General features: G+C 40.8%; 22 protein-coding genes. 1 reads left to right on the top strand and 21 read right to left on the bottom strand.

The window, feature by feature from the left end:
* Positions 1-3: 3 nt before the first annotated feature.
* From VMUT_RS13210 to VMUT_RS05580, 4 genes are all read right to left on the bottom strand, one after another.
* Complete coding sequence (locus VMUT_RS13210) at positions 4-705, bottom strand: carbamoyltransferase N-terminal domain-containing protein (protein ID WP_148224678.1); 702 nt, start codon at positions 703-705, stop codon at positions 4-6.
* Positions 706-818: 113 nt separating this feature from the next.
* Positions 819-950, bottom strand: coding sequence for a hypothetical protein (locus VMUT_RS13215; RefSeq protein WP_258167482.1), 132 nt, complete (start codon positions 948-950; stop codon positions 819-821).
* Between the two features lie 22 nt (positions 951-972).
* A complete protein-coding gene (locus VMUT_RS05575) occupies positions 973-1,650 on the bottom strand; it encodes an FkbM family methyltransferase (protein WP_013604442.1) in 678 nt (225 codons plus the stop codon).
* Positions 1,650-1,916: a hypothetical protein gene (locus VMUT_RS05580; RefSeq protein ID WP_013604443.1), complete on the bottom strand. Its 267-nt coding sequence runs from the start codon at positions 1,914-1,916 to the stop codon at positions 1,650-1,652. Before VMUT_RS05580 ends, VMUT_RS05575 begins: the two co-directional genes overlap by 1 nt.
* A gap of 149 nt (positions 1,917-2,065) precedes the next feature.
* On the opposite strand from VMUT_RS05580, the gene VMUT_RS05585 reads away from it, so the two are divergent.
* Positions 2,066-3,070, top strand: coding sequence for a glycosyltransferase (locus VMUT_RS05585; protein WP_013604444.1), 1,005 nt, complete (start codon positions 2,066-2,068; stop codon positions 3,068-3,070).
* A 32-nt stretch (positions 3,071-3,102) separates the two neighbouring features.
* Here VMUT_RS05585 and VMUT_RS05590 read toward each other — a convergent pair whose 3' ends face one another.
* From VMUT_RS05590 to VMUT_RS05660, 17 genes are all read right to left on the bottom strand, one after another.
* Positions 3,103-3,513: a glycosyltransferase gene (locus VMUT_RS05590; protein ID WP_158304790.1), complete on the bottom strand. Its 411-nt coding sequence runs from the start codon at positions 3,511-3,513 to the stop codon at positions 3,103-3,105.
* Positions 3,477-3,668 carry a hypothetical protein gene (locus VMUT_RS05595; RefSeq protein ID WP_013604446.1) on the bottom strand — a complete coding sequence of 64 codons (192 nt, stop codon included), beginning with the start codon at positions 3,666-3,668 and terminating at the stop codon, positions 3,477-3,479. The genes VMUT_RS05590 and VMUT_RS05595 overlap by 37 nt, the downstream gene beginning before the upstream one ends.
* 212 nt (positions 3,669-3,880) lie before the next feature.
* A complete protein-coding gene (locus tag VMUT_RS12795) occupies positions 3,881-4,045 on the bottom strand; it encodes a hypothetical protein (RefSeq protein WP_158304791.1) in 165 nt (54 codons plus the stop codon).
* A 239-nt stretch (positions 4,046-4,284) separates the two neighbouring features.
* On the bottom strand, positions 4,285-4,833 hold the full coding sequence (locus VMUT_RS12250) for a glycosyltransferase (protein WP_013604447.1): 549 nt from the start codon (positions 4,831-4,833) through the stop codon (positions 4,285-4,287).
* Positions 4,827-5,834 carry a glycosyltransferase family 2 protein gene (locus tag VMUT_RS05605; protein ID WP_013604448.1) on the bottom strand — a complete coding sequence of 336 codons (1,008 nt, stop codon included), beginning with the start codon at positions 5,832-5,834 and terminating at the stop codon, positions 4,827-4,829. The genes VMUT_RS12250 and VMUT_RS05605 overlap by 7 nt, the downstream gene beginning before the upstream one ends.
* A gap of 5 nt (positions 5,835-5,839) precedes the next feature.
* Positions 5,840-6,544 (bottom strand): hypothetical protein, encoded by a 705-nt coding sequence (locus VMUT_RS05610; protein WP_013604449.1) that lies wholly within the window; start codon positions 6,542-6,544, stop codon positions 5,840-5,842.
* Between the two features lie 14 nt (positions 6,545-6,558).
* Positions 6,559-7,638 carry a glycosyltransferase family protein gene (locus tag VMUT_RS05615; RefSeq protein WP_013604450.1) on the bottom strand — a complete coding sequence of 360 codons (1,080 nt, stop codon included), beginning with the start codon at positions 7,636-7,638 and terminating at the stop codon, positions 6,559-6,561.
* Between the two features lie 561 nt (positions 7,639-8,199).
* Positions 8,200-9,366 (bottom strand): glycosyltransferase family 4 protein, encoded by a 1,167-nt coding sequence (locus VMUT_RS05625; RefSeq protein ID WP_013604451.1) that lies wholly within the window; start codon positions 9,364-9,366, stop codon positions 8,200-8,202.
* Positions 9,367-9,427: 61 nt separating this feature from the next.
* Positions 9,428-9,757: a GDP-mannose 4,6-dehydratase gene (locus VMUT_RS13010; protein ID WP_052298510.1), complete on the bottom strand. Its 330-nt coding sequence runs from the start codon at positions 9,755-9,757 to the stop codon at positions 9,428-9,430.
* Positions 9,758-9,764: 7 nt separating this feature from the next.
* Positions 9,765-9,965, bottom strand: a complete 201-nt coding sequence (locus tag VMUT_RS13220) for an NAD-dependent epimerase/dehydratase family protein (protein ID WP_202795192.1) — start codon at positions 9,963-9,965, stop codon at positions 9,765-9,767.
* Positions 9,958-10,356: an SDR family NAD(P)-dependent oxidoreductase gene (locus VMUT_RS13225; RefSeq protein WP_052298512.1), complete on the bottom strand. Its 399-nt coding sequence runs from the start codon at positions 10,354-10,356 to the stop codon at positions 9,958-9,960. Before VMUT_RS13225 ends, VMUT_RS13220 begins: the two co-directional genes overlap by 8 nt.
* On the bottom strand, positions 10,344-11,453 hold the full coding sequence (locus tag VMUT_RS12265; protein ID WP_083805477.1) for a glycosyltransferase family 2 protein: 1,110 nt from the start codon (positions 11,451-11,453) through the stop codon (positions 10,344-10,346). Before VMUT_RS12265 ends, VMUT_RS13225 begins: the two co-directional genes overlap by 13 nt.
* Complete coding sequence (locus tag VMUT_RS05640; RefSeq protein WP_013604453.1) at positions 11,392-11,958, bottom strand: FkbM family methyltransferase; 567 nt, start codon at positions 11,956-11,958, stop codon at positions 11,392-11,394. The genes VMUT_RS12265 and VMUT_RS05640 overlap by 62 nt, the downstream gene beginning before the upstream one ends.
* A gap of 256 nt (positions 11,959-12,214) precedes the next feature.
* Positions 12,215-13,408 (bottom strand): glycosyltransferase, encoded by a 1,194-nt coding sequence (locus tag VMUT_RS05645; protein WP_148224681.1) that lies wholly within the window; start codon positions 13,406-13,408, stop codon positions 12,215-12,217.
* Between the two features lie 3 nt (positions 13,409-13,411).
* Positions 13,412-14,356 carry a polysaccharide deacetylase family protein gene (locus VMUT_RS05650; RefSeq protein ID WP_083805478.1) on the bottom strand — a complete coding sequence of 315 codons (945 nt, stop codon included), beginning with the start codon at positions 14,354-14,356 and terminating at the stop codon, positions 13,412-13,414.
* 17 nt (positions 14,357-14,373) lie between these two features.
* Positions 14,374-15,525 carry a glycosyltransferase family 4 protein gene (locus VMUT_RS05655; RefSeq protein WP_013604456.1) on the bottom strand — a complete coding sequence of 384 codons (1,152 nt, stop codon included), beginning with the start codon at positions 15,523-15,525 and terminating at the stop codon, positions 14,374-14,376.
* Positions 15,522-16,679: a glycosyltransferase family 4 protein gene (locus VMUT_RS05660; RefSeq protein ID WP_013604457.1), complete on the bottom strand. Its 1,158-nt coding sequence runs from the start codon at positions 16,677-16,679 to the stop codon at positions 15,522-15,524. Before VMUT_RS05660 ends, VMUT_RS05655 begins: the two co-directional genes overlap by 4 nt.
* Between the last annotated feature and the right edge of the window lie 186 nt (positions 16,680-16,865).

A 16,865-nucleotide genomic window follows, 5' to 3' on the forward strand; every position in this document is an offset into this window, starting at 1 on the left:
CCTCTAAGCGATCATAACCAATCGTCCGGAAACCTCCTCATAGAGGAGCCCGAGTGACCCATAATAGGTCGGTATTGAGACCACCTTCTCAAACTCACCATTCCTAACCCTCCAAATAACCGTAGACTCAAGCTCACCGTAACCATCGACAGTAACAACAGCAGCGTTGTTAAAGCCGCTGAAGTAGTAGGCAGAGGCGGCATGAGCAAGATGATGCTCAACTGGGATTATCCTAACTTTACTCGGCAACTCCTCACCAAGATCATAAATAACCTTCTTAACAAGTCTCTCGGCCCAAACAAGAATAGCACCCCTATCCAAAGGCCAAGTGAGATAACGAAAACCGACGCTGATCAAAGCATGAGCCTTGTCAAGTATTGAAAGCTGTCCATAAATACCGCTTAAGTAATGAAAAGATAACGCATTCATTAAAACGCTTCTTAAAAACTTCATATACAGTTTATTAGGTAATATACCTGGGTGGAAGTTCACGGCATATGCATCTATTTCCTTCGGCTTTATCCCATACTTGTTCTTTAGGAATTTAAAGGCTTGCTTTAATGCGTTTATTGGTGGTTCACCCGGCGAGTGCTTATGCCTAGTCCACCTCTCCTCCTCACTCGCGAAGACCAACTCACCATCAACAATAACAGCAACCGAGTTATCATGCTCCAAAGGCCAATTAAACCCAACAACAATAGTCACAGAAAAGGCGTAGCATTTTTATCTTTAAAACATTATCTCAGTGGTAATAAATCACTATGAATTAATTCCACTATTGTAAATCTAATCATTTATCATTGATTCATACCCTCCAGTTAAGGGATACGGTCAAGCAACTCCGTGGATAGTAACATCAATCTACTATCAACCTTAAGAACGGTCCAATTAAAGAATTCCTCAACCTCGGCATACTCATGGAAGAACTCAATAACGGCCACACTACACATAGGCCGCACCAAGTAATTAGGTCTAGTCTTTAAAGCATGTCAATGTTCCATGCCTACTAAGTCCAGTCCTTATGGCTATGTCGTTGTGTGTCCATGTTCGGCATTTGTACCCCATTGGCTCTATTTTGCTGATTAGATCATTGGCTGTGTAGTTCCTCAGGTAACCCGCGTACTCGACCTTAATGATGTCGAATAGCCTAAGCACGTCAGTCTCGTTACTGACCACATCCCACTCACAGCCCTTACAATCCAACTTGAGAACCTTGACCCTGAAGCTGCTCAAATCAATACTAAGCCTTGAAACCTCATTAATCAGCGTCCCAAGCCTCATAGACCTAACCCTAGCCTTAAACCTTTTCACCTCATATATGGATGCTGCACCATCAAACTCGCCATCATAGGATATATTCACATAATCATCCCTATCTGCAATGGCGGCATTGATGGGTAATATCCTCGGCCTAAGCCCTGGGTTAAGCTCAATATTCCTAATCATCTCCTCGTAATTAATGGGCACTGGCTCAACGGCAATGACGAAGGCGCCTCTCCTAGCGTAGTAGAGGGCCGTATCGCCAATATACGCGCCAACATCAACAACGAGCCAATTACTGAGGTCAAAACCAAGAAAATGAACATCATAGAGCCAAGTCTCGGCAATGGTGAATGGGTCGATGTACTTTAGCTTAACACCGTCAGGCATTATGAATAATAAATCGCCATCACCATTAATGAAAACCTAACAACACCATAAAGATAAGCCCCACCCACATAATCAACACGCCCTATCAAACCATTACGATAAGCATTGACGAGCCATGAATATGCCGATGGGCTGAGCCTAGCCCCAACCCCGCACCTAAATGTGACATCCACATCGCCCTTAGCCAAGCCATGCCTAATGAGCATGTACCTAACGCCGGCCCAAAACCAGTTCTTAAAAAGACCACGACTCCTCAGGAAAAGCACTAAACCTACCGAGCAATGCCATTAAGGCAGTGAATCGCTCACTATTTTAAGCCTTACAATCATTAAATGACTGCAATAATGCATTTAAGGACACATTAATCGGGATCTTAATGGTTAAGGCATCTGCGGTATGACTTAATTACAATAGCATGAGGTTCATAGACATCGCCCTGAGGTCAATCGACTCCGTGCTCAACCTGGACTTTGATGGTTATGAGGTTATTATTGTTGATAATGCCTCAACCGACGGTAGTTTTGAGGTTATTAGGAGGTTTGTTGAGGAGCATAGGCCGAGTAACGTTAGGGTTAAGTTCATCCGCAATGATGGGAATCTTGGGTATGCCGGTGGTATGAATGTTGGTTGGGGCGCGAGGGATCCAGATGCCAGGTACGTCGCGTTCGTAAACAACGACCTAGTGGCAGAACCAGAATCACTAAGAAAAATAATAGAGCACATGGAGAGCGACGAGAAAACAGCAGCAGCAAGCGGACTAATACACTACCCAGATGGTCGGGTAATATTCTCGGCAGGAGGTTGGATTAGTGAAAGACCAGGTGCTGGTAATGTCTGTGAAGGCCTATTAAAAGAAGAATGCCCTCAGGTTCATAAGGAGCACTACGTGTCTTACGCTAACGGTGCATATATGGTAGTTAAAACTAACATTCTCTTCAATACGATGCCGAGAGGCAAGCCTTTTATCGAAGAAGCATTCCTATACTTAGATGATGATCTGCTCGGATTAATATTATGGAATAGGGGATACAGGGTTAAATATATACCTGTAGATTCTGGTATTCATTTTGTAAATACGACTACAAAAGGATCAATAGGGGCATATTATGGATTAAGGGGATCGGTGGCTTTACTATACATTACCAAAACAAGGTATTCGCGCATGGTGCGGCTTCGATTATTAAGACAGTTGTTATCGGGTTACTTTAGAGACAAAGCCCTTTATAAGGCGGTGAAAGATGGTATAGAGTTAGGTAGAAAAATACTGCATATAGTGAGCTCGTTAAATCTATATTGTGCGCCGTACGTCAAAGTTAATCTATTAAATGAAATAAAACAGATACTACCAGGTCTCAATATTAAGGATAAATGCGCAGTTAAGTTAACAGATCTCAGATACGAACCAGTTAAGTGTCGTTAGATTACGTGAAAAATGCAAGCTTTAATATACGCTCACATGCACTTCTCCAAGTTAGCGACTAATTGAGAATCGCTGATGGGACCGACAAAATCAACCCTACCATTAAGCCCTAACCCATTAACTAAATTCACAAGCTTGCTGAAGTACTCCCTGTCGGTCACCGGACCAACAATCCTCAACATCCACTGAGGATACTTACTGGCCACCTTGGCGAAGGCGGTTATGAGATCGTGAACGCCCTTGACTGGCTCAACTCTAGCCACAGTAAGCACAATAGGCTCACGCGGAGTATTAACTGGCTTCAAAAGCTCATCGCAGTAACCATTATACACAACCCTAAGTTTAGGGTAAAGGCTGGGCACAGATTTAACTGCATTTAACAAGGCCTCGTAGCTCTCGACAATCATTAAATCAACAAACTTAGAAAACAACGCCAACGACAAACCCTCACAAACCTCTTAACGCGACCGCCACGAATAACACCATCCCAATCCATCTTAACAACGACACGAAACTTAAGGACCCTACCAAGGATTGAGAGTAATAGCAAAAGCAACGGGTAGTAATAAGCAAGCACAAAGTAAGGCCTAGCCCTCACCAATAACCTTACCAACTTAAGGCCATGGTAAAGGGAGGACGCCAAACCGATCAGTATGTTGCATATAGAGTAATATTGAACCACGCCTAGGGATAATTGAGACCAAGCTAATACTGTATACCAAGAATGTTATGAGAAGAATAAGGTTAACTAAAAGTATATTTTGAGTATACCCTCTGCTATAATTTTTAACTATATGAGGGGCCAAATAGTTACCAAATAATATCTAGCTCTGGGTAAAGTTGTGAGAGATAAGATATCCTTGTAAAGAATTTCTCAGAAATCTTAATGCCTCTATGCTCAAGCCTCTTCCTATATGCCATGTATTCATTAAACGTATAAAACACATAGCCTATCTCATAGATAAGATAAAGCAAGATATTTGCTAGAAATAAATCATAAATAGACTAAATAACTCTTGAAAAGATTCTGTTATATAAACCTTGTAGACAGCTATTAAAAAGAAACCAGTAATTGTGTATTACAAGAAATTTCTATCAATAAAATTGAAAATATTAATAAGTATTAATTGAAAATCTTTTTAATCTTATACATGATATATAGGGGATGAGGAGCTTAAGTTTATTTTTCAAGATCCCGTTGAGAACATCCTAGATTAAGCATAGAAAACCCCCTTTCTCCAATTGAATTCAGGGTAATGTATTATATAGTAACTCTCAGGAAGATCTAAAATCTTCCCATGAACTATTGGTAGCTCATGAACAAGTCCTTTGTAGAGGACTCGATCCCTCTTGTAAATTCTGATCTGCCTGTTATAAAAGGATCCTAGGATCACTTCACCACAGGATCTATCGTAGTCAACACGTAAGGTACTTAGAGCACTAAAGCCTCCAAACTCAGCTTTTTGTATGAGATCTCTCAGCTCACTCTTCAACCTCCTACTTAACCTCTCATCCGTATCAAGGTATAGTATCCAGTCATAGCTAGCTTTCCTCAAGGCGAACATGCGATCGGGATCTGCATAACCCCATGGCTTCCTCCTAAAGACTTTAGCTCCAAAGCTAAGAGCCACCTCAACAGTATCATCTACGCTATAGCCGTCAATAACTATTATTTCATCAACCACATCTCCTACATGCTCTAATAACAGCTTAAGTTGCTTACCTGAGTTCCTCGTGAAAGTTATGAAGGATACCCTTACCATGAATATCCTAACCTCCTCCTCACCCTCCTGGGAAAGAGAAGATCTACATCAATATAATAATCCATAGCCTCATTTATGTTGATCTCGTTCACTCTTCTCATCCTCTGTACCTCAATCCTCCTACTAGCTAGTGTTTTAAGCCCTACCGTCCCATCTATGAACCCTCTTATAATAGCCTTCACAGCATCTAACCTCCTATTGGGAAAGTTGCCAAGAATGTAGCTTACAAAGATCTCAAGTGAAAATAGCGTGAGCCTAGGGAATAACCATTCGAGAGAAGAGTTCTTAAATATTGTCCATAGATGGTTACGGGTGATGAAGTAATAGAACCTGGGGCTCTCTGCTCCAAACGTAGCACTACCAATATGATAAACCTTAGCCTCCTTAATACATTTAACGCCGTAGCCTAGCAGTCTTAGTCTCCACGAGTAATCAACATCATCCACATATAGGAAGAGATTCTCATCAAACATCCCAACACCTCTAAAGAGCTCAGCTCTAGTCATCAGCGCGGCACCTGACACGTAGAAGATTTTCTCACCGCTGGAGCTCACCTTAGGGATAGATGAGAGCCCTACCTTAAACCCGCAGTTGACAGTACTATCTTTATTTATTACTAGTGGTTGGACTGCACCAAGAGATTCATTAGTCTCCAAAGCTTTTACTAGGATCTCGATAACATTGCCTCCAAGTAGTATAACGTCGTCGTTCATGAAGAATAGGTACTTAGGTCTCTGGGACATTACGGAAATGGCCCCCCTATTATTCCCACCAGTATAACCATAGTTCTTCGGTAATCGGAGTACGTGGCAATTATCATAGGCTATGCAAACACTTCTAAACACTTCATATGTGCTATCTGATGACCCATTATCCACTACTATTAGATCTAGCCAGGGGTAGGTTTGTGTTAAAACGCTATCCACAATCCTCCCTATAAACTTTGTGCCTAACTTGGATACACTATTATACGCCAATAGTACTACAGATACACTACCCATGATTCTCACCGGTTATTAATAACATTTAAGATCTTTCTAAGATTCCTCATCATATCTCCAATCCCGTCTACCTCTACATGTTTACAATTATTATAGAGTTCGGGAACGTACCTCAGAACAGCGTCGTATACCCTTTCTTGAAATTCTATGTAGGACCTAGGCTCAATAAGCCCTCTCCGAGCATGCCTCTTTCTTAGAGCACTATAGGGGGCTTTAACCCTCACTATAACACCTCCTCTTAAGGTGCTTCTCGCGAGAATAACTGAGAACTTAGAGAACATCCTCGCTAACTTAAACTCTCTAGTGCTAGGTTTAGAATAGGCTATTAGGAAGAGTAGATCGGGTAATTGTTTAAATATAAAACCCTCATCATCTACAATAATTTCACACCCTTTTACTAACCTAAATAGTCTGAGTTTAAGCAATGACATAATTAACCCAAGCATATGCAAAAGGACTAAAAGTGGTAAAAACCTCTTAAAGACTTCTGGAGAAGCAGATCTCTGTGGCGGGAGGTTCTCGTAAAATTCCACAAACACAACGTTATCCCTAACAAGCCAGTTAATAAACCCTATAAACAAGATGTGGAATATCGTATAGTCGATCATCTTAACAATGCAAGGTCTAAAACCTTGAGCTCTAAGCTTTTCAACCAACAGTTTAGCCAGGGTGGTCTTACCAGAACCCTGAGGACCTATAAGTACTATCATTCAGTCTCTAATATCTAAATCTTCGCACCCCTTAGTAACCTGAGGAGATATATTAAGAGGGACTTTTTAAAGTTCTCGAATACATATCTTCGTTCTATGATACTACATAGATTCGAAGCTACCCTAGATACCACAGTACTCTTAAGATTTCTCAGTAGATCTCCTAGGTTTTCAATGTTGTCTAAGGGTATGTAGTGCTTCCACGGCTTAAGAGGTAGGTGGAGCACGCCAGTTCTCGTCGAATATAGTGGGGTGCAGATGTAGCCGGATTCAAGTATCTTATTTCGAGCCCCCCCGCATATAGCGGTGTTTGGATATGGTAATAGGATTCCATGTGATATGTTAAGTAGGAGTACGTACAAGGTATAAGGTAAGTATCCAGTCATGATTACGTTACTTAGTAATTGTTTTTTGGTTTCACGCGTTCCTGTTACGATTATAAGGGTGTCTTTGTCTATGCTATCCTTGAGAGATTCAAGCTGTCTATAAGCTAGGATATTCGCTGTGAAGATATCAGGTAGCGGAGCGACGAGTATCACCTTGTAGTTACAAATAGCCTCTGAGATAGTTTTACATGCAATGCGTGTAAGTACGTCTTTAGGTATCCTCATAAACCTCTCAACAATATGTTGGAAGAGGGGGCTTACGGTATTCTCAACAACCTGGATATCTCTATCTCCAAAGTAGTCTCTAAGAACCCTAGCAAGCCATGGGGAGGCAACCATTACATGTGTAGCAAGCCTATATGCTATATATTCGCTAACTAGCAACAATAACCTGTACAAGCCCCTACCACGCATATAGAGGGACTCCACATACGAGAACCCATGGAAGTCAACTAATGTTTCCTTAGCATTCAATCTTCTAAGAAACGTTACTAGTGCTGCCGTCCACGGATTAACTCCACTCACGATCACTAAATCAGCCGATAATATCGTTTTAAGATAGGGTATAATCGCAACCACCTTATCCACTTGAATATACTCCACTTGAAGCCTCGAGAACCCACGTAGGCTATACCATATGTTAAGAGCTCTAAGAGAAGACCCAGTAATACGATAAGAAGGCCCCATTATGACTAACCTGTAACTCATAGCATTCACAGACGAAATCCCTAGAGTTTAAGTATTAAATTCGAAGACTTTGAGAAGCTTAGCCTCAACTCCTTCGCATCAAACTTCTTGGTCGTAAGCTCTCGTAGTCGACTACCAACATCCAGAAGCTCCTCTGTGATAGCGATTTTATATCTTCGATTTTTCCTGCTAGCTCTCCGGCCTCCCCGGGCGTAAACACGTACTTCTCCGCTGGCGTCCCCTCTAGTATCTCCGTCCGGTGTTCCCCCTGTTCTCGAGACTATTGGTAATGTGCCTAGTAGTGCTGATTCTAGGACTGCGTATGGCATCGGCCCTTCCCATATTGATGAGAATAAAAGTACCCATGCAATTCTATTGCAGCTTTAACACCTCTTTATATGGAATCCTCCTGGAATCGCCACCTCAGCGCTGTTTAACCTTCTGAGCACCTCTACAAATCTTCGATATTCACCCATTCTTCCATAGGTCATAAAGAGTCTTAGTTTTTGTGCTTCCAATTTCAGCAATAAAAATCACTACGCCTCTTCTCCGTAAACGACTCAGCAGTAATAAAGGCGATTCTCATCTGAGAAACGCCTTAATAAGGGACTCCTTAATAGTATTCCCATCAAACTTCCTAAGTACATGCTCCCTAAGCCTATGACCAATCTCAATAACATCCTCTTTCCCCAATGATATGATCTTCTCTATCTTATCGGCAAGTTCATATTCATTCCCCGACTTAAAGAGGTAGTCCTGGGCTGGGGAACCCTCGACTATTTCAGGTACGCCACCCGTTCTAGACGCTATTGGCAGCGTACCCATGAGCATGGATTCTATGACCACATACGGCAATGGCTCCTCCCAAATGGATGGAAATAGGAGTGCGTAAGCCCCATGATGAAGCCTAGGAAGCTCGCTATACGGAACCTCACCAACAGTTACAACTTTGTTTCTCAATATGCCTGGTAATGCGTCGGCATTGATTGTGCGGGTCATGTAAACTCTATACCGCTTATCACCTAATAGCTCAAGGGCTTTGACCAGCACATTAAATCCCTTAACATAGCTTGCACCACTAAGGTAAAGGAATGTGGGCTCATTACCAAGATCCTTACCGAGAAACCTCATTTCAGGCAATGGATTATAAACAACACTCACCCTGCCCCTCAACCCAGGTAAATAATTAAGGACGATTTCACATTGCCTCTTGGATACGCAGATCACAGCATCAGCTATCGAAACCCAATAGGCACTAAGTCTGTTTAACGGCACGAGCGGTTGGGTAATCAAGGCCCTCATTAGCCCATGCTCATGAAGCTCATAATGAAAGGTCCTTGAGAAATCGCTCCTAAATGAGTCATTATGGAATACGGTGGCTGTGTAGGATACAGGTTGATAATCATGCAGATGAACCACAACACGCTTTCCCAACGCCTTAGCCAGAGGTATGACAGGGTAAGCATACCTAGGCACATAGACAACATCAGCCCACTCAACAAGTCTCCTAAACCAACCCTCCCTAGAGACCAGGTAAGCATTAACCCAAAGCCTCAACTTATCACCAACCTTTAACCTAGGCTCACGAACAAAACTAACACCAGGAATAGTCTCAGGATTACCCTCACCAGTAACAACCCTAACCTCAAAACCAGACACAGCCAAAAGCCTAGTAATGAGGTAAGTAGCCAAGACACCACCCCTACCCCAAGGCCACCAAAACTCACTAACAACCAAAACCCTACACATAGTTAATCATTACTATAACCTTAAATGTAACTATTGAACATAACCATCATCAAATGTTAAATTACCGAGCACTATATACAGACACTAAGTTCCTTAATCCATCTTCAAGCTTAATGCCAGGTTTAAACCTTAACTCTCTCATAGCCCTAGTTATGTCAGCTATCGAATGCTTAATGTCTCCTGGTCTTGACGGTGCGTGGAGGGGTCTTAGGTCCTCTTTACCCATGATCTCGAGTATAAGTCTTGCCAACTCGTTTATTGATGTGGCAATGCCACTGCCAATGTTGTAAATGCCCCTGGTTTTATCGTTACCTAATGCAAGCATTATGGCATTAACCACGTCACTAACATGCACGAAGTCCCTAGTCTGCTTACCATCACCAAAAATCACGGGAGACTCACCCCCTGGAAATCCTCCTAATAAACTCAATAATGACGCCGGCATAGACCCTAGACTGCTTAGGGCCGTAGACGTTAAAGAGTCTGAGGATGACGGGCTTAAAGCCATATAACTCGGAGAAGGCCATGACGAAGGTCTCGTCAGAAATCTTGGACGCTGCATAGGGTGACTTCGGGTTGAGTGGGTGATCCTCAGTTATGGGGCAGCCTCATAGCCTCGCCGTAAACCGCGCTTGAGGATGCAAACACAAACGTATTTACGCCTTTAGAAGCCTTAACCACGTTGTAAGTACCCCTAACATTAACATCGAAATATAGGTCGGGCTTAGCAACGGACTCGGCAACATCTATTAGAACCGCCAGGTGAACCACGGCATCAACGCCCCTAACCGCACCCTCAACAGTTTCGTAATCCCTAACATCACCATTAATAAACTCAATAGAATCAATAACATCACTGAGATTGTCCAGAGAGCCGGTGGATAAGTTATCAAGGACCCTAACACCATGCCCAGCCATGACCAAAGCCCTAACCAAGTGAGAACCTATGAAGCCGGCTCCACCAGTAACGAGGATCTTTAAACCTTCCATACGTATTTATTATTATAACTAATTGAATTAATGTTGCTATAAAACCTTGAAATATATTTAAACTCTTTCGTGCTAGAAAAGTCCTTAAAGTAATCTATGACCTTATCAATACTGATACCAAATAATGCAGGATCTATCATTAACAAATACGTCATTAAATCAACATATAAATAATTCGAAAGAGGAATTCTAAGTTTAGACCTTATCCCTCTGGTCTTGGATAAAGGAATTATCACAAAAAGATGCATTAGAACATTCACTACTAAAGCAAATATATTGTTTTTATAAAGTAAGTAATGTTCCCTTACCAATTTTTCCAAGTCATAACCATATGCTAAGTAACGATCAACCATATTTCGCATCTTCCTAACGACATGTTTAAAGAGACTTCCTGAGTATCTACGCTCCCTATCCTTCATAACCCCTGAGTCAACCACCCTTAAGTCATAAGCCAATCGGATAGGCAATGATAAAGCCTTATTGGAATATATGGAAAATATCCTTGCTAATAGTTCGATATCTTCACCGTAGTTTAAATCACGGTAATTACCGACACTCATTATTATATCCTTAGGACACATTATATGGAGACCTGGATTCGCAAACACAATACACTTATCCAGATTCATCATTATGGCCTCACTAATAACTCTACTCAGCAAATAATCATCATATAGAGTATCCAGGTCTATTGGGATGATATACCTAGCCCTAGAAATACTTACTGCCAACCTTCGTCCAACCCCTCTTGTGCAACTGAACCTTATTATTACCGCCCTCTTCAAATTACCTAACTTTCTGAACTCATTAAATAATCTTAGTAAATTCTCGTATGTGCCGTCAGCAGAGAAGCTGTCTACAATTACGAACTCAAAATTGATTTCGGGTAAATTCTTAATAACCCTAAAGATGCTTCTTAACGATGTTTCAATAAACGGAGCATTATTATATACAGTGCCTACGAAAGCTACATCTATCCTATTCACATCACGAGATATTAACACCTGCAGAACAAACTCCTTACTACTCCCTAACTTACTGAGAATCATATAATCCCTCATAAATACATGCAATGTTTGAATACCTCTCGTAATCATACCTCTCAAGCACTGAGCATCGATAACCCACGCCTCTTAAAATACGCATTAACTCATCATAATGCCTATCCTCGCACTCAATCATAAGCTTAGGCTTAAATCTAATTATAGTGTTTAGAGAACCCTCAATAACCCTGAGCTCTGCGCCCTCAACATCAATCTTAATTAAGTCAACTCGCTCAAGTCCTAACTCACTCATTAAAAAGTCAAGAGTTTTAGTGATAACTTTACGTATCTCTATACAGCTCTCAAATTCCTCAATACTACTGACGACACTTGAGAGTTTAATGCACAGGCCTGTTGAATTATTACTATCCGATAATGCTATGTTGAGTGCTTGGATGTTGTTGATGTTATTGATTTTTAACGCCTTCGAGAGCGCATCATAAGCAATTGGATTAGGCTCTATGGCTATGACCTTAGCATCTGGGTATTTCTTAGCTATAAGTAATGCGTACTTACCTATGTGTGCACCAATGTCAATAAACACCCCATTTGGCACCATATTGCTAAGTAAGAATCTTTTTACCTCTTCTTCATACTTTGGTTGAATTATATAACGAACTTAGGTCAATAAGTACATAAATAACATCATCAACTATGACCTTAGCATCTTGAATTATCTTATTACCGACAATTCGCAACGCTCTACTTAAAGGGCTAAATCGTAGTAGCCTATAATGGAAGAAATTAAAAATACGAGCAATAAGTATTTTTAGGTGATCCCAGTTACTCAAGGGTTTAACGTTCATTTTCATCGCCTATGTAATGACGTATGTTATGATGCGGTTGAATATTTTTAAATTTGTTGTTGATGAAAACATAGACTTGTAAATTAACTTAGCGTTTTTGCTTAGCTCATTAAGGTACTGATCATTCTCATACACTTCTTTAATAGCGTTTGGGTAATAGTCCTCCCTATGGACAATATGAGCGTGGATACCATGCTTTAATTCTGGGTGGAGTACTTGAGCCATTCTATTCGTGATTATGGGTTTACCGTAATATAATGCTTCGATTAATCTATTTGATATACTTCTATTTGATATGTAATTGATGATTATCCTCGCCCCCATATACACCCTTTCTATTAACCGATCAGGCAAGTACCTTAGGTAATCGTTTAAGAAGAACATGTTTGGCGGCACTTTATCTCCTGCAATACCCAACCTTTGAATGAAGTCCATTTTTGTTGAACCAAGGATAAAGAAGGGGATACCTGGATTTTTCTTTGCGGTTAAGTAATAAATCATAGCGTGCGGCAACGCCTCAAATTTAGCGTACTCACCCCGCTTCTTTAATATTGTGGTACCTAAAATATAGGTATCTCTAAATCTCTCAATTAGGTCCAATAGGCTGTTCATTGAATCGTTATGAATATCGCGTGAATTCAAATCATCTATGATGGTGCCGTATGGTGGGTAAATCCTTACCACAGGCTTACGTGATGTGATTTTCGAGATCCTTCTTGCTAGTGTATAGGTTGCGTTTTCCTCCGTTATTATTATATCAGCAATATTTATGTAATAAGTATTTGCAATAAGGCTTGGCATAAATATTACTATGTCCTTGTAAACCCCATGCGCTAGATTATCGATTACCTTATTCGCCCTAATACTCCATAAACGCAATACTAGAGGCTCATCTTTACTTAACCGCCTAGAAAGGAGGAGGGCCCTACGGGCGCTAGTTATGATAATGTCGTATGAACCTATTAATGGCTTTATCTTATTATTGAAATTACGATTACGTAGGTAGTTAGCCGGTATTTTAACGAGTGTGGTGCTTGCCACGTCATCACTCTTTATGAGTATCTTACGTATTTCAATCCTTTCAGCATTACTCTCTACATCCAGCACCGTAACTTCATGACTCGTTGCCAATGATGCTACAAAACCTAGTTCATGCCTTGCTAAGAAATCACCCTCATACACAGCTAATATACGTAAATTCATACTTTAACCCACAATTACTTGGTACTTGAATGTTGATAAGTGTGGTATGAAGAATCTATATGGTGGAAACCTACCTAATTCGAAATAATTCATCCTTGAAATCTTATTTAGGTAGGTTTTCATAGTGACTGCTGCCGAGAAGCCTCTATGCTTAACCTCATTGATTACCCTCGTATCGTATAGCCCAAAGGGATAGGCGAATGTATTCATGGTGCAATTCCTATTGTACTTATTAACGAAATTCTTAGATAATTCTATTTCTTGAGCAAGGTCATTATCGTCAAGATAAGGTAGACCTAAGTGATAATAGCCATGACCACCAATCTCAAATCCCTCCTCAACAAATTCCTTGATCTGGTCGGGCGTGAGCATCGTTTCTTCATACAACCTGTGTAAGTCATCATGAATATGATCAAAGAGCGCCCTTACTAATTCAGATAATTCATCTTGTTTCATCCTTGGAATGCTATTAATCATGATTTGTGTTACCCTCTGTCTCTCGTAATCACTGTTTACCCTGAAAGTTCCCTGCGGCGTGTCTATTTCCGTGGGTAGTCTCAGCTTTGTCATGACATACGCAATTGCGGTAGCCCAGTTAGGAATTTTGTTTTCTACGAGACCGAACGAGATATATACCGTACCCTTCACGTCATACTTTTTCATTATTGGCAATGCAACTTCATAGACGCCTCTGTAACCATCGTCAAATGATAGCACGGCAATCCTATTACTAAGTCCCTTACCCTCTTTTATTAATTCAAGGGCTTCACAGAGCGGCATTATTCTGAACTTCATCCTAAGTAAGTACTTTATCTGCTGCTCGAAGTATTGCTTAGATACACCAATGTCGTAATAGATATTTCTATCTATTTCATGATACATTAGAATTAGCAAAGAACCTTTGGACTTGATACTAACGAGCAGATCAAGCAAACCAATAGCGTCCATTACAGGTAAGAACCTACTTAGCTTCGTCTATACCACCACGATAATGACTTAATGTAAGCCTTATACTCTGAATTAGCGGCTGCATCCCATGTATATTGCATGGCGAAACTCCTCGCCTCCTTACTTAATCTTTCTATATATGCCTGATCCCTTAGTGATGTAATTACCTTGTTCACGAAATCCCTGCGGCTTCGCACTCTAATTACAGCATTAGTCCTAAACTGATGGGCATACGGTAAATCCCAGACTATCGCGGGCAATCCCATTCCTAATGCCTCGAGAACACTTATTGATAGTACATCGACATAAGATGGGAAGAGAAAGACCCTAGCCTTAGATAATTCACAGTACTTCTCCATACCGACCTTATACCCAGCATATATAATCATTTCCTCAATACCGAGTCTTCTAGTTAAATCTATAAACTTCTTCCTCTCGTAAGGATTGCTAAAGTCACCCAATAATAATAACCTAACTGGCTTATACTCACGTACGACTTTACTAACAATATACAATAAGTCATAAATTCCCTTCTCAACAGCCAAAGCACCCATGAATGCTAGGTCATATACCTTAGGCTGATTAGCATTGAGGCATAGTTTCATTAATTCATGGTCAAGACCAACTGGTATTTCAAGTACATCATAATTCCTAAACCCAATACCTAACCTTGATAATTCATGCTGTATAACATCAGATACTAGGTGAACAAGTGTGTTATTCATCGCTCGCAATGCAAGCATAGTCCTTAGGAAGCGTGTAATTGATACATACCTCCCATAACTAAGGTATGGGTTTATGTACATGTGCGATTGTACAATCACAGTCCAAGGAATGTTACTAAGCGCTGACGAGATGAATGCCGGTAGTACGAATAATGGGTGTTCACTGTGTGATACTACCATGTCAATGTTCAGGTCGGTAATGTGTTTTATTATGTTGCGCACCAGTTTAGCAATGCACGTATTTATTTCGGAACCATTACATGAAATATTATTAACTATGTTAATACCGCTATTCCTTAATTCATTAACTATGTGATGGGGTGTATCAATGGTAACTACGTAGTTTTCGATGGGGATCCTTGACAAGTGCTTTAGTACGTAATATGACCTTACCTGACCGCCCCTTCCCTTAATATTAGGACTTGAAATAATTAGTACATTCATTCTTTAATGATTCTCTGAAGGAATTGAAGCGCAATCTTACGCCAGGAGTACCTTCTTGAGAATATAATGGCTTCTCGCGATAATTGTTCAAGCCGTGCGGGGTCATTCAATAGTTCATTTACGGCAATCGCCATAGACCTCTTATCACCAACCTTAATCTTAACCACAGAGTCAGTCCTATAATTCATACTGATTGCAGGTATTGAATACGCAACAACAGGTGTACCTACCGTCAACGCCTCAAGTACGGATATAGCGAATGTATCAAAATAACTGGGGTAAATCATGACCCTACTCCTACTCAGCAACTCGAACTTCTTAATCTCATCAACAAACCCGAGAAGCCTTACATAATCCTCAAGCCCATACTTCCTAATCATGCCCCTAACATCACCCTCAAGTTCCCTGGGCATCCTCCCTATTATTACAGCATTAAGTTTGTCTCTATACTCCTTAAGCATTCGTAGAACCTCCACCACATCGTATATACCCTTAAACCTCGATATAGACGCTAGATGCACCACATCAATATCCCTCTCATTAATACTCCTATACTGAGGTAATTCCGTAAACTCCACGGCAGCGCCCATCAGGCTATGCTCGTTCCGTGCCATCAGACCAACACGCATGTGGTCATATGTTATTGATGGGCTCACATAGATAAACCTGCACACCCTATTAATGACCTGGTACAACCTAACAAGCACCTTATTCTTTACGTCTAGGGGTTTTACGTCGTTAGTGTATGGCAACCACCCAATTGAATTATGAAACATGACACTACACCCCCTCCCAGAAGCTAAACCTAATACTAAACCTAAGAGGACAACCACCGGGGTTTGATAACCAGCAACAATATAATCAATACCATCAGATCTAATCGTACCAATCAACTTAGTCACGCTCTTAATGAAGTTACGTAAACCACCCAATGACACGTACCTCACATCAACACCATACCTCGTAAAACCAGCAGGGCAGATAAAACATCCCCTCCGCAAACTAACGGGAACAACAACCGTAACCTTAACACTATCATTACTACCCAACTCCCTAATAACGTAATACCACCACCTCTCAGCACCACCAGAGTGAATACACGGCCACGCAATAACCATGATACTTACTACATTCTTCTTAGTAGTCTCGCTCATAGAGATGATGATCTTATATTAATTGAATACATATGCCACGTGATCAGTAGTAAATATACTTATGAACATATAGCCTAAGTAATTAACCTTTTTAGGCGGAGATAATGATTTAACAAATTCAGAGAAGTTAAGAGCATATTCTAAAACCTGCCTTCTTGATTCGAGTATTCCTGGAGTTATTAGCGT

The sequence above is a fragment of the Vulcanisaeta moutnovskia 768-28 genome, from assembly GCF_000190315.1.
Classification (GTDB): domain Archaea; phylum Thermoproteota; class Thermoprotei; order Thermoproteales; family Thermocladiaceae; genus Vulcanisaeta; species Vulcanisaeta moutnovskia.

Bases quoted from the DNA above. Each gene is read 5' to 3' on its own strand.
- VMUT_RS13215 (WP_258167482.1), bottom strand. From the start codon at position 950: ATGTGTAGTGTGGCCGTTATTGAGTTCTTCCATGAGTATGCCGAGGTT.
- VMUT_RS05575 (WP_013604442.1), bottom strand. From the start codon at position 1,650: ATGCCTGACGGTGTTAAGCTAAAGTACATCGACCCATTCACCATTGCC.
- VMUT_RS05585 (WP_013604444.1), top strand. From the start codon at position 2,066: ATGAGGTTCATAGACATCGCCCTGAGGTCAATCGACTCCGTGCTCAAC.
- VMUT_RS12250 (WP_013604447.1), bottom strand. From the start codon at position 4,833: ATGGTAAGGGTATCCTTCATAACTTTCACGAGGAACTCAGGTAAGCAA.
- VMUT_RS05605 (WP_013604448.1), bottom strand. From the start codon at position 5,834: ATGGGTAGTGTATCTGTAGTACTATTGGCGTATAATAGTGTATCCAAG.
- VMUT_RS05610 (WP_013604449.1), bottom strand. From the start codon at position 6,544: ATGATAGTACTTATAGGTCCTCAGGGTTCTGGTAAGACCACCCTGGCT.
- VMUT_RS05615 (WP_013604450.1), bottom strand. From the start codon at position 7,638: ATGAGTTACAGGTTAGTCATAATGGGGCCTTCTTATCGTATTACTGGG.
- VMUT_RS05625 (WP_013604451.1), bottom strand. From the start codon at position 9,366: ATGTGTAGGGTTTTGGTTGTTAGTGAGTTTTGGTGGCCTTGGGGTAGG.
- VMUT_RS13225 (WP_052298512.1), bottom strand. From the start codon at position 10,356: ATGGAAGGTTTAAAGATCCTCGTTACTGGTGGAGCCGGCTTCATAGGT.
- VMUT_RS12265 (WP_083805477.1), bottom strand. From the start codon at position 11,453: ATGATTACGAGAGGTATTCAAACATTGCATGTATTTATGAGGGATTAT.
- VMUT_RS05640 (WP_013604453.1), bottom strand. From the start codon at position 11,958: ATGGTGCCAAATGGGGTGTTTATTGACATTGGTGCACACATAGGTAAG.
- VMUT_RS05645 (WP_148224681.1), bottom strand. From the start codon at position 13,408: ATGAATTTACGTATATTAGCTGTGTATGAGGGTGATTTCTTAGCAAGG.
- VMUT_RS05650 (WP_083805478.1), bottom strand. From the start codon at position 14,356: ATGGACGCTATTGGTTTGCTTGATCTGCTCGTTAGTATCAAGTCCAAA.
- VMUT_RS05655 (WP_013604456.1), bottom strand. From the start codon at position 15,525: ATGAATGTACTAATTATTTCAAGTCCTAATATTAAGGGAAGGGGCGGT.
- VMUT_RS05660 (WP_013604457.1), bottom strand. From the start codon at position 16,679: ATGAGCGAGACTACTAAGAAGAATGTAGTAAGTATCATGGTTATTGCG.